We start from the raw sequence: 11,995 nt of genomic DNA on the forward strand, positions 1-11,995 counted from the left end.
GTAAGACTGAACCCTGACAGAAAAGAACTTCTGTTAGGGTTCATATACCGGTTCAGGATGATGATTAGGCTCAAAGGGATCGAAATAATAAATCTTTTCAGCTTTGTACTTTTCCAAATGAACAGAAAGCCGATTCAAAAAACCAGCGTAGGATTTAACCTCTTGTTGTGACCAAACCACCTCTGCCAAAGCTGCAATTCTAGGATACATCAAAAAATCAAAACGCTGTTCATTGTCAACAGTTTCTGTCCAAAGATTGGCCTGAATTCCCTGTATAAGGGACTCTTCTTCCTGCTTAACACCATAGTCATTTACCTCAAAATCATAAACATCTTCTAATGGGGCAAAGGCACCAGCCCATTTTCTTCCATATTTGTGGTCTTCCTGTTGCAGAAAGTCAAAGTAAAAAGGAATCCGAGGACAGATAACTGTGGAGTAGCCATTCTGAAGGGAAAGGCTAAGCTGCTCTTTCTTGTCATGTCTCCACCAAAATATTATCGTTTGGTCCTTGGGTAAGTTGGCGCCTGCCATTTCATCCCAAGCTAAAACTTTGTTGTTCATCTGGAAAAGGGTATCCGCCATTCTCTCAAAGAAATAGTCTTCCACTCCTTTCATTCCATTCAACCCTTCATTTTTTATCAAATCAAGCACCTGTGGATCTTTTGGCCACATTTGATTGCCAAAACTCACCTCATCACCACCAAGGTGGATCATGTTACTAGGAAACAATGCATCTACCTCGCGCAAAATCTGGCTTAAATAGGAATAGGTGGTTTCTTTGGCTGGGTGAAAGGTAAAATCGGGATACCTTTCTGAGCCCCCTCCACTATGTTCCGGATAGGCCCTGTTGGCTGCCGTTGCATGTCCAGGCATGTCTATTTCCGGTATCACAGTAATCATTCGCTCGCTAGCATAACGCACTATCTCTTTAATTTCCTCTTGGGTATAATAGGTGGCCGGAGCATTAGGGTCAGATTCATTACCTATCCCTCCTACTGTAGCTAATTTTGGAAAACCATTTATTTCGATGCGCCATCCCGGAGCATCTGTCAGGTGCCAGTGAAAAATATTTAATTTATAATAAGCCATGTGATCAAGCAATTGCTTCACCTTATCCATGCCAAAAAAATACCTGGATTCATCCAACATCACCCCTCTCCATTCATACTTAGGTTGATCTTGAATTTCCCAATTGGGCAAGGATAAATTATCTCTTTTCACTTCAGCAGCATGCGCCAATTGCAATAAAGAAATGACGCCATAAAAAGCACCTTCCTCATCTGCTGCTTCTATGATTACTTCCTTTGAATGTATCTGAATTTTATAGCCTTCACTTAAATTTTCCGATTTCCTTAAGCTAATTGACTTCGCTGAAGATTTACCTTCCGATATTGTAACCCCCAATAGTCTCAATGCTTCTTGCTGAAGGTAAGTGCCTTGTTCAGGAAAATCACCTTTTATAAGCCCTACTTTACTGTCCCACAAAAATTCCCCTTCCATCAATTTGTAAGAAGCAGGAATCGGGATGATCTCAGGTTGGACCTGAGCGATTGTCAAATGAAGGGTAAACAAGAAAAGCAGCAAGGATAAAAAACAGTTTTTAATCATGAAATTTGAATCAAGTAAAATTTGAAAAACAAAACTATAAAAAATATTATCCTCAACACAGGTTATTCTACAGGATTCTGATTTGTCGATCTCAGGCTGTCTTTTTGCCAGGTTAGGTAATTGCTCGAAAGTGGTACAAGAATAGGTATCACTTCAATATACAATCGGGCTTTAAACAACAAGGATAAAATTGTAAATTTGGCCAGTATTTAAAATTATAGCAAATGCCATTGTCATTTTGCTAAACATTTACAAACACTTTCCAATCCTTAACAAAAGAATGGATTATATGAGAATTAATTTAAGCCTTTGCTGGCCAGCACTTCTGGTATTATTACTTAACAATTTTTCATCATGTACAGACAAGGGTAGCAACGCCAAAAATCAACCAAATATCATTATTTTCTTTACGGATGATCAAGGATATGGTGATTTGGGCACTTTTGGAGCAGAGGGATTTGAAACGCCTCACTTGGACCAATTGGCAGCTGAGGGGATAATGTTTACCAATTTTTATGTACCCGCTACAGTTTGTACCCCTTCACGAGCAGGCTTACTCACGGGTCGCTATCCCAAAAGAAGCAACCTTCACGAGGCAGTGCTATTTCCTTATTCAGATGGTGGCCTATCTCCCAAAGAGTTTACAATGGCAGAAATGCTAAAAGATGGGGGGTATTCCACCTCCTGCATTGGCAAATGGCACCTGGGACACAAGGAAGAATTTATGCCAAACAATCACGGATTTGATGAATTCTACGGGGTGCCGTATTCAAATGATATGGACAACTATAATTATGAAAAAATCGGTTTTCAGTCTCCGCCACTACCCTTTTACCGTAATACAAAATTAATTGAAAGTGGTCCTGATCAACAATACCTGACAAAAAAATATACTGACGAGGCCATAAAACAAATCAAAAATAGGGCGCAAAAACCTTTCTTTATTTATTTGGCCCACAATATGCCTCATACCCCCCTCTTTGCTTCTCCAGCTTTTAAAGGTAAAAGTCAGAATGGGCTTTATGGAGATGTAATTATGGAATTAGATTGGAGTGCAGGTGAAATAATAAAAACTTTGAAAGATGAAGGCATCTATGAAAATACCATATTTATTTTTACTTCCGACAATGGTCCAGCAAAGGGCTCTGCAAAACCATTGAGAGGAAAAAAAGCCCAAACCTGGGAAGGTGGGCAACGTGTACCGGGAATAATTGCTTGGCCAGGTAAAATCCCCAAAGGAAAAGTTACAGATGAATTTGTCAGTACTTTGGATTTATTCCCTACACTTGCAAAAATATCTTCTTCAAAAATTCCTAAGGAAATACAAATGGATGGCATAGACCTTAGTGCCTTTTTATTAACGCCCGAAAAAACCATACTCCCTGAGCGCCCGTTCTTTTTTTATGCAAGAAATGGTGATTTGGAAGCAGTAAGACTTGGAAAATGGAAACTTCACCTTAAAAAATCAATCGGATGGAATGAAAACGCGGATGGTGAATTCCAGATAGCCCTGTACAATTTGGATGAAGACATTGCAGAAAAATACAATGTGGCCCATCAAAATGCTGAAACAGTTGCCAAACTTACCGCTTTGGCAAAAGGCTTTGATGGAGACCTTTAATAGAAGGGCATTGTTTCCCATTTAGGTTTCTAAAAATAGCAACTGCTCGGATTGGGTCATTAAACAAACCTTACTTTCACATTTGTTCCAGACCGTAAAATTCACCGGTACCAACCTGTTTATCTTAAAAAAGCTTACCCTGAGACAGTGGATAAATGCACCATCCTATTTCACTCAAAATCAATTTTAGCTATCTTTGCATTCTATGAGCGAAAAGAACTTCAAAAGACATACCATTACTTCTGCATTGCCTTATGCTAATGGCCCACTCCATATTGGACATTTGGCAGGCTGTTATATTCCATCCGATATTTATGTCCGGTACTTAAGATTGCAACAGAGGGATGTAGCCTTTGTTTGCGGATCTGATGAACATGGCGTGGCCATAACCATCAAAGCCAAAAACGAAGGAATCAGCCCACAAGAAGTAGTTGATAGGTATCATGGAATCATGAAGGGTAGTTTTGAGAAATTCGGAATTAGCTTTGACCATTACTCCCGCACCACCTCACCTGTTCACCATGAAACAGCCAGCCAATTGTTTGCTGAACTGTACCAAAAAGGCGAGTTTGATGAAAAGGAAACGGAGCAATATTATGATGCAGAAGCCAATCAGTTTTTGGCCGACAGGTACATAGAAGGCACCTGCCCTAATTGTGGTTATGAAGAGGCTTATGGAGATCAATGTGAAAAATGCGGTTCATCACTCAGTCCTACAGATCTGATCAACCCAAGGTCTAAACTAAGTGGCAATACACCTGTTCTAAAAATGACCAAACATTGGTTTTTGGACCTTGGAAAATTTACTCCTTTTCTGAAAGAATGGATTTTAGATGAGCATGCCAATGACTGGAAAAACAATGTTTTAGGACAATGCAGAAGTTGGCTTGAGTCTGGCGATGGCCTCCAACCGAGGTCAATGACGCGTGACATGGATTGGGGCATACCAGTACCTATCCCAGGTGCCGAAGGCAAGGTATTGTATGTTTGGTTTGATGCACCGATTGGCTATATCTCTTCTACTAAAGAATGGGCCAAAGAAAATGGAAAAGATTGGGAGTTGTACTGGAAAGACAAGGAAACCAAGCTGGTTCATTTTATAGGCAAGGACAATATTGTCTTTCATTGCATTACTTTTCCTGCAATATTGAAAACCCTTGGTGACTTTATATTACCAGAAAATGTGCCTGCCAATGAATTCTTGAATTTGGAAGGACAAAAAATATCAACTTCCAAAAACTGGGCGGTATGGTTACATGAATACCTAGAGGAATTTCCTGGTCAGGAAGATGTCTTAAGGTACGTGCTGACAGCCAATGCTCCTGAGACCAAAGACAATGACTTTACCTGGAAAGATTTTCAGGCAAGAAATAACAATGAATTAGTTGCCATTTTTGGGAATTTTGTCAATAGGGCTCTTGTGTTAACACATAAATATTACGAAGGAAAAGTCCCTAAAAATTATGGTTTAGCACCTGTAGAGGAGGAACTTATAAATACCCTAAATGAGTATCCGACTAAAATTTCTCAATCGATAGAAAAATACCGATTTAGAGAAGCACTAACCTTAATGATGGATTTTGCACGAACGGGCAATAAATACCTTGCAGAAACAGAGCCTTGGAAAACAATTAAAACTGATCAAGAAAGAACTTCAACGATACTAAATGTCGCAATCAATATAGTAGCGAACCTATCTGTTTTATCTCAGCCATTTTTACCTTTTACTTCTGAAAAAATCAAAAACATGCTTGGCTTAAGCGGATTGAACTGGGAGGATGCAGGGAGAATGGATTTGGTAAAAGAAGGGAACAGCATTGGAAAAGCTGAATTGCTTTTCCAAAAAATTGAGGACAGCACTGTAGAAACACAGATTCAGAAGCTTTTGGATAGCAAAAAACTTAATGAAGCTGCAAAATACAAAGCTGCACCTATGAAAGAACTTGTCTCATTTGATGATTTTGGAAAATTGGATTTGCGCGTCGTAACTGTTGTGGAAGCGATGAAGGTCAAAAAATCCAAAAAACTGCTTCAACTAAAGGTTGACACAGGTATTGGTGTTAAAACTGTACTTAGTGGTGTTGCAGAGCAATTCCAACCTGAAGAGCTTGTTGGACGTCAAGTGACCATGCTTCTTAATTTGGCTCCAAAAAAGATGGCTGGGATTGACTCAGAAGGGATGATCTTAATGGCCGAAGACTCAGAAGGGAAATTAAAACTGCTTAGCCCACACGAAGCGACCAATCCAGGTTCTGCTATTAGTTAAACCCTAGAAGGAAAGTCTTAATATTTAATCCGGATATGCTAGCCTTTAAAGGGAATTAGAATTTCCAGTGCTGCAACTAGAAATGAAAAAGAACCAATCTATATTTCCGCAAGAGGAATTTCAATAACCACGGACGAGTTTCCGTGGTTACTGAATGGTTTTGATCATCTTCCTATCAAGTATACCAGCTATTATTTTAACAATAGACAATTGACTACTGAAACATTAAGAGCGGATTAACTCCAAAGTGATCAGAACATTTCTCCTATTTAATTGTTATATTTATCGAAAGTATATGCAAACCAAATATGAATATTCTAATCATTTTTTTATTCCTTATTGCCAGCACATTGTCTCAATCAAACATTACCCTCTCCGATCTTCAATGGAAAAACCGTGTATTGTTGGTTTTTCCATCAGATCATAAGGCAAAGGAAATGGACTTCAGTTTGACAGAAGATCTTGAAGTAAATCTGAAGGACCGATACCTGATCTACTTTTATTTTGGAGATAGCCTAATTAGTAATTCAGCCCATAGTTTTGATTCTGATTATCAAAAAAAGTTGAAGCAGCGCTATCAGATGGGGTCAAAGGAACATTCCTACGTCCTTATAGGTAAAGACGGTTCCTCAAAAATGAAAAAAGAAGGAGATTCAATTGACTGGCAGGCACTTTTTGAAACCATAGATGCTATGCCCATGCGCATCAGAGAGATTAAAATGAATCCCGATAAATAGAAGTAATTATTGGATAAAATCTTAATCTCTATCCTTCATCCATCCAGTAATACTTATCCTTTCTTTGGCTGTGGGCAAAACTTCGTGGGGTATTTCTCCGCTTAAAAAGACGACTAACCTCCCTCCTACAGGAAAGAAATCCTGGTATTCTTCTATTCCATCTGGTCTAGTGAAATACATTCTTAACTCTCCCCCATCGGATTCCTCCCAGGTATCATTCAAATAAAGAATAACAGAAACAATCCGATATTGGACAGATTGGAACTGATCCAAGTGGCGCAAATAAAATGAACCCTGTGGATACATGGCAAAATGGGCTTCAAAGGATTTAAGTCCTAGAAAGCAACGTTGGTTAATTGCAGATTTTAGACGATCCATTTTATTCCAATACACTTCTTGAATGGGTGTCAGTAGGTTTTCATCCATCCAAAGCACTTTATCACTTCTTATCTCTGGTTTAATTGCAAAAGTTTCTCCACTACCAATTCCTGCCAATCTAAATTGCCCGTGCATCAATAGCTCTTTTTGTTCACAGAGCAAATCTTTCCTGAACGCTTCAGAGATATAGTTATCCACGACCGACCAGCCTTTTTCATAAAGGTCCTGAACCACTTTGTCATTGTTTTTATCCCTATCATCCATAAAGCCAAATGTCGACTATAATCTGTAATAATCTACATTTGCCAATTATTAATTTACCCGAAATTGGGCTAATTGATAATTGGCAGGATGGAAATTTCACATTTATCCTTTATTTTTAGTATTAAGCGTTAATTTTGTGTTTGCTCATAGATAATTAGAAATATGCATTTAAAATCTGACGACATTATACGATTGGAAATTGATTTTATTACTGGGGAGGTTCCTCCTCCTTTTAGTCATATTTTTAAACTTAAACTTTCCTTCAGCAAAAATTTTGTAAATACTCAATTCGACCTCCAGTATACGGAGAGAGAAAGCCTAAGTCCTGAAGATATCATTGATGAGGGATTTACTATGGCTGATGATTATGGGTACAAGGGTGAAATCCCTAAACTTTGGGAGGGTATTTTTAAAAAGCTTTATTCTGCTTCAAAATGGTCTAATCTAAAAACCCTTGGAGAAGGTGGCGGAATCAAATTGCTAGCAAAAGATGTGCATGGAAAGATGATCCGTGACATTCCGCTAAATCAAGAAGATTGGTACTTTACCTGCCAGGATTTCATCCAAGCCATTTATGAAATCAGCAAAAAAGAGGCACCGATGCAAATACGATACCTTGAAATTAAAAAGGATAAGAAAACATTGGTTGATCTGGTTTATAAGTTTTCTATTCGGAAAGTTTTGCTGAATGTAAATGGGAATGAGAAGGAAATGGATTGGGAAAGCGGAAGGGACCTTGCTTCTTTAATCTTTATTCCAGATTATGATTACGAATTAGCAATAGAGGAAGAACCTAAAAAAAATGGCCATTACCTGGATTGTGGAGATGGTTTGTGGCATGAATTTGAGAAGGGCATCATCAACCTAGATCAATCTTTTGACGCAAAGAAAAAAATCACTCAGAAATTAAATGACCTCTTGTAAAATTTAGGGTGAAGTTAAGGGCTGGAAATTTTTCTAATATCAGCCTTAATGTCTAGTATCATTTTACCTATTTCTTCTAGTGAAATCGGTGCATTTGGTGTAGGGTCTGGGAAGTGGGTGCTTATAAAAGCCTTGGCTTCCCATATTTCAATCACTTCTTGAATAGAAATGTCGTAGGGCTTATAAATTTGATTGTCAGAAACTACAAATAATTTACCTCTCTCAGTTATATAGTTAAACACCCTTTTGTAAACAATCCCGTCATTTTTGGTCACCAATACGTATGTTTTCCCATTTTTAATTTCCGCTGGGCTTTCAATGTAGGCCCCAACCACAATGGTTCCAGGCACCAAGGGCAACATGCTGTCTCCACTTATTTCGAAAGCCCTGTAGGTTTGATTTGCCGAAAGGTTTGGCAGACCAAAGTTAGGTAAATTCTCCATGTACTCTGGGTCAGCGTATCCATTAAGATAACCTGCCGAGGCTTTTTTTCCTACCATACTGATCCGTTCCTGATCATTCTGGTCTAGGGTAACTGTGAGTATTTTTAACTTTTCTCGCTGTAAAAATTGACGCCCTTTGGCCGCAATGTCCCAGCTTGTCAATTCATCAATAGACACCTCAAAAATCTTAGTCAAGGTGCCAATCGTCGAAAGCCTTGGTTCAGACCTTCCATCTTCATAGGCAGAGATCATCGTCCTTTGCACTCCGAGTTCTTCTGCCAATTGGGTTTGGGTTAGCCCCGACTTTTTACGCAATACCTTAAGGTTGCTTGCCAAAAAACTCATGCTGTATACAAGTAAAATTGATGGTCATCTTTCCATTGATTTTTGAAAGTAAACTTTAATAAGTCCATTTTAGATTTTTCCCGCAAATTCAATCTTAACTTAATTTCCTCCATAATTTCTTCATCAGAAAAAGCCTGACTGACCAAAAGGTAACCATAACTGGGTCTAGAGGCATTTTGAATTTGAAATTTCACCTGGAGATTACCAGAAATCAATTTTTTTGTAGTAAAACTTATGCTGTTAGGGTCTCTCATTTTTTCAATATGTTTGTTTAATAAACATTATAAAAATAGCAATGTTATTTTAATTAACCTATTGTAGTGGGATAAAAGTTTAGAGATTGATGTATCAAAATCTCAAATAGGCAAATCATTACCATCAGAGAAAGAGGAGTAAGATTAGACAATCCGTCAAGGCATATCGTGAATTAAGCATAAAAAAGCCTGTGAGAATATATCCTCACAGGCTTAACATTACTACAAGTATTCGAAAAGAGCAATGAATTAATTGCCGAATTTTTTTCTCAATTGGGCAAGTTTATCTTCCATACTTTCTTTTACTTCCCTTTGACTTTCATGCGGCTTGCGACGAGGTTTATCTTTTCGGGCAGAAGAAGTATTGGCGGCAAATGGATCTGACTTAAGGCTTAAACCAATTCGTTTTCTTGGTAAGTCCACCTCCATAACTGTTGCCATCACTTTTTGACTTACAGCCACTACTTCTTTGGGATCTTTGATAAACCTGTCGGCCATTTGACTCAAGTGAACAAGGCCATCCTGATGTACCCCAATATCCACAAAAGCGCCAAACTGAGTAATGTTAGTCACTATACCAGGCAACTTCATTCCTACTTTAAGGTCTTTCATTTCGTTGACTCCTTCTTCAAACTGAAAAACCTCAAATTTTTCTCTTGGATCTCTGCCTGGTTTACCTAATTCCTCAAGTATATCTTTAAGTGTAGGTAGTCCAACTTGTTCATTGACATAATCCTTTAGCGGGATTTTCTGTACCAGTTCTTCTGTTTTCACCAACTCATCAACTGACACGCCCATGTCTTGGGCCATTTTATTGATCAGTGCATATCGCTCTGGATGAACAGCGCTGCTATCTAGTGGATTGGCCCCATTTCGAATTCTTAAAAATCCTGCTGCCTGTTCATAAGCTTTGTCACCAAGCCTAGGGACTTTCTTTATCTCCTCCCTACTTTTAAATGGCCCATTCTCATTTCTATAATTCACTATGTTTTGTGCAAGTGAGGGGCCAAGACCTGACACATAGGTCAGCAACTGCTTAGAAGCAGTATTCACTTCAACGCCAACACCATTTACACAACTCATTACAGTATCATCAAGGGAGTTTTTTAATGCAGACTGATCCACATCATGTTGGTATTGTCCCACTCCAATAGATTTAGCATCAATCTTAACCAATTCCGCTAATGGATCCATCAATCTTCTTCCGATAGAAACAGCTCCCCTAACGGTAAGATCATAATCAGGAAATTCCTCTCTTGCCACATCCGAAGCAGAATAGATAGAGGCGCCACTTTCGTTGACCATTACCACTAAAATTTCCTTGGGTAAGCCTATGCTTTTAACAAAGTTTTCCGTTTCCCTGCTCGCTGTTCCATTGCCTATAGCAATGGCTTCAATGGCATTTTTCTCAACCATGTATTTCACCAAAGCTGTAGATTCCATGACCTTCTTTTGTGGCTCATTTGGGAAGATGGTTTCACTCTGAAGTAGCTGTCCTTGAGGACCAAGGCACACCACCTTACAGCCAGTCCTGAATCCAGGATCTATGGCCAAAACGGATTTTTCACCCAGTGGAGAGGACAATAGTAATTGCCTAAGGTTTTCCGTAAATACTTTAATAGCATCCTCATCCGCTTTTTTCTTTGCATACAGCCTAACCTCTGTCTCCATGGAAGGCTTAAGTAGCCTTTTGTAGCCGTCCTTAGCTGCTAATTTTACCTGTTCTGAAGAGGCATTGCCTTCAGTTACAACGGCTTTCTCAATTATCTTTATGGCGCTAAGATCATCCGGACCAGTATCCAACATCAAGAAAAGTTCTTTTTCACCTCTTCTCATGGCCAAAATACGGTGGGATGGAGCAGTTTTAACAGGTTCTTTCCAATCAAAATAATCTTTGTACTTTATGGCCTCAGCTTCCTTACCAGGGATGACTTTCGATACAAATTCACCCTCTTCGATGAACAGTGTTCTTAGCTTCTTTCTTATTTCCGCATCTTCATTGATCCATTCAGCGATAATATCTCTTGCACCATTTAAAGCATCCTCCTTAGACCCCACTCCCAACGCTTCATTTAGGTATTCTTCTGCGGTTTTATCTAAATCAATAGCGGTTTGTTCGAATATTAATTGAGCCAAAGGCTCCAGTCCTTTTTCTTTTGCGATGGTACCTTTTGTTCTTCTTTTTGGTTTATATGGAAGGTAAATATCTTCTAAAACAGACATGGTCTCTGCAGCATTTACCTTAGCAGCGAGCTCATCTGTTAGTTTCCCTTGTTCATCAATGGATTTTATTATCGCCTCCTTGCGCTTGTCCAAATCCCTTAATTGCTGCAACCTGTCTCTAACAGCAGCTACCTCTACCTCATCCAAGCTTCCGGTGACTTCTTTTCTATACCTGGAAATAAAAGGAACTGTTGCCCCCTCATCCAGTAAATTGGCCGTACTGATTACTTGCTTCTCACGAACGCCTAACTCAGTGGCAATCTTGGAATAATGATTCAAATCTGACATGAATAAAAATAATTAAATCCTGATTTTGTTTAATACAGCGCAATTTAAGGCTATTTTTTTTGGGATACAGTAAAAAAACTAAGAATTCGATTATTCGTTTATTTCCCAGCAAATTGTATATTTACAAACAAATTTATACTCAGAGAAAAATGGAAGACAGTCAGGAAAAGCGATATAATTTAGAAAATTTAGAGGAAATAAGTGGTGGCAGTAATGAATTTGTAATTGAAATGATCAAGCTTTTTATCAGCCAGTCTGAAAATACAATTCCTGGATTTGAACAAGCCATGGAAAATAAAAATTATAAAGTAATCCGTGACCTGGCTCATCAGATAAAACCAAGTATTGACAATATTAAAATTACAAGTCTTATGCCCATAATAAGAGAAGTAGAGCATTTGGCAGAAATGGAAAATCAAACGGGAGAACTATCTTCAAAGATCATGGAAGTAAATGCTGGACTAAAAGTTGTAATTTTTCAGTTGCAAGCTGAACTGATCAAAAGAAAATAGTGCCTTTCAACTTCGCTTTCAGAACGTTTAAAACGCAAGGTGTTGAGATAATCCAGGCCAAGTCCCTTAAAATATACAATAGGGATTGAAAGAACTTTCAATCCCAAAATTTAGCCCCTATCGCCAAAACTG

The 11,995-nt window shown here is 38.5% G+C and carries 10 protein-coding genes; 5 read left to right on the top strand and 5 right to left on the bottom strand.

The window, feature by feature from the left end:
- Positions 1 to 33: 33 nt before the first annotated feature.
- Entirely contained in the window at positions 34 to 1,608 is a 1,575-nt protein-coding gene (locus tag AAC073_RS15485) for a beta-N-acetylhexosaminidase (RefSeq protein WP_339924694.1), read from the bottom strand.
- A gap of 289 nt (positions 1,609 to 1,897) precedes the next feature.
- On the opposite strand from AAC073_RS15485, the gene AAC073_RS15490 reads away from it, so the two are divergent.
- The 3 genes from AAC073_RS15490 to AAC073_RS15500 all read left to right on the top strand — a co-directional run bounded on the left by AAC073_RS15490 (position 1,898) and on the right by AAC073_RS15500 (position 6,232).
- Positions 1,898 to 3,229, top strand: a complete 1,332-nt coding sequence (locus tag AAC073_RS15490; RefSeq protein ID WP_339924695.1) for a sulfatase — start codon at positions 1,898 to 1,900, stop codon at positions 3,227 to 3,229.
- Between the two features lie 205 nt (positions 3,230 to 3,434).
- Positions 3,435 to 5,495 (top strand): methionine--tRNA ligase, encoded by a 2,061-nt coding sequence (gene metG / locus AAC073_RS15495; RefSeq protein WP_339924696.1) that lies wholly within the window; start codon positions 3,435 to 3,437, stop codon positions 5,493 to 5,495.
- Between the two features lie 308 nt (positions 5,496 to 5,803).
- Positions 5,804 to 6,232: a DUF4174 domain-containing protein gene (locus AAC073_RS15500; RefSeq protein WP_339924697.1), complete on the top strand. Its 429-nt coding sequence runs from the start codon at positions 5,804 to 5,806 to the stop codon at positions 6,230 to 6,232.
- A 21-nt stretch (positions 6,233 to 6,253) separates the two neighbouring features.
- Here AAC073_RS15500 and AAC073_RS15505 read toward each other — a convergent pair whose 3' ends face one another.
- Positions 6,254 to 6,874, bottom strand: coding sequence for a 2OG-Fe(II) oxygenase (locus AAC073_RS15505; protein ID WP_339924698.1), 621 nt, complete (start codon positions 6,872 to 6,874; stop codon positions 6,254 to 6,256).
- Between the two features lie 162 nt (positions 6,875 to 7,036).
- Here AAC073_RS15505 and AAC073_RS15510 point away from each other — a divergent pair, with 162 nt between their 5' ends.
- Entirely contained in the window at positions 7,037 to 7,798 is a 762-nt protein-coding gene (locus tag AAC073_RS15510) for a hypothetical protein (protein ID WP_339924699.1), read from the top strand.
- A 14-nt stretch (positions 7,799 to 7,812) separates the two neighbouring features.
- Here the strand turns inward: AAC073_RS15510 and AAC073_RS15515 are convergent, their stop codons facing one another.
- The 3 genes from AAC073_RS15515 to AAC073_RS15525 all read right to left on the bottom strand — a co-directional run bounded on the left by AAC073_RS15515 (position 7,813) and on the right by AAC073_RS15525 (position 11,351).
- Positions 7,813 to 8,586 (bottom strand): helix-turn-helix domain-containing protein, encoded by a 774-nt coding sequence (locus AAC073_RS15515; RefSeq protein ID WP_339924700.1) that lies wholly within the window; start codon positions 8,584 to 8,586, stop codon positions 7,813 to 7,815.
- A complete protein-coding gene (locus AAC073_RS15520) occupies positions 8,583 to 8,840 on the bottom strand; it encodes a hypothetical protein (protein ID WP_339924701.1) in 258 nt (85 codons plus the stop codon). The genes AAC073_RS15515 and AAC073_RS15520 overlap by 4 nt, the downstream gene beginning before the upstream one ends.
- Before the next feature lie 249 nt (positions 8,841 to 9,089).
- Positions 9,090 to 11,351, bottom strand: a complete 2,262-nt coding sequence (locus tag AAC073_RS15525) for a Tex family protein (protein WP_339924702.1) — start codon at positions 11,349 to 11,351, stop codon at positions 9,090 to 9,092.
- A gap of 149 nt (positions 11,352 to 11,500) precedes the next feature.
- Between AAC073_RS15525 and AAC073_RS15530 the strand changes: the two genes are divergently transcribed.
- Complete coding sequence (locus tag AAC073_RS15530; protein WP_339924703.1) at positions 11,501 to 11,863, top strand: Hpt domain-containing protein; 363 nt, start codon at positions 11,501 to 11,503, stop codon at positions 11,861 to 11,863.
- Positions 11,864 to 11,995 lie beyond the last annotated feature (132 nt).

This window comes from uncultured Cyclobacterium sp. (assembly GCF_963977555.1).
In the GTDB taxonomy this organism is placed as follows: domain Bacteria; phylum Bacteroidota; class Bacteroidia; order Cytophagales; family Cyclobacteriaceae; genus Cyclobacterium.

Excerpts from the sequence above, each read along its gene's own strand:
- AAC073_RS15485 (WP_339924694.1), bottom strand. The coding sequence starts at position 1,608 with ATGATTAAAAACTGTTTTTTATCCTTGCTGCTTTTCTTGTTTACCCTT.
- AAC073_RS15500 (WP_339924697.1), top strand. The coding sequence starts at position 5,804 with ATGAATATTCTAATCATTTTTTTATTCCTTATTGCCAGCACATTGTCT.
- AAC073_RS15505 (WP_339924698.1), bottom strand. The coding sequence starts at position 6,874 with ATGGATGATAGGGATAAAAACAATGACAAAGTGGTTCAGGACCTTTAT.
- AAC073_RS15525 (WP_339924702.1), bottom strand. The coding sequence starts at position 11,351 with ATGTCAGATTTGAATCATTATTCCAAGATTGCCACTGAGTTAGGCGTT.
- AAC073_RS15510 (WP_339924699.1), top strand. The coding sequence starts at position 7,037 with ATGCATTTAAAATCTGACGACATTATACGATTGGAAATTGATTTTATT.
- AAC073_RS15490 (WP_339924695.1), top strand. The coding sequence starts at position 1,898 with ATGAGAATTAATTTAAGCCTTTGCTGGCCAGCACTTCTGGTATTATTA.
- metG (WP_339924696.1), top strand. The coding sequence starts at position 3,435 with ATGAGCGAAAAGAACTTCAAAAGACATACCATTACTTCTGCATTGCCT.
- AAC073_RS15515 (WP_339924700.1), bottom strand. The coding sequence starts at position 8,586 with ATGAGTTTTTTGGCAAGCAACCTTAAGGTATTGCGTAAAAAGTCGGGG.
- AAC073_RS15530 (WP_339924703.1), top strand. The coding sequence starts at position 11,501 with ATGGAAGACAGTCAGGAAAAGCGATATAATTTAGAAAATTTAGAGGAA.
- AAC073_RS15520 (WP_339924701.1), bottom strand. The coding sequence starts at position 8,840 with ATGAGAGACCCTAACAGCATAAGTTTTACTACAAAAAAATTGATTTCT.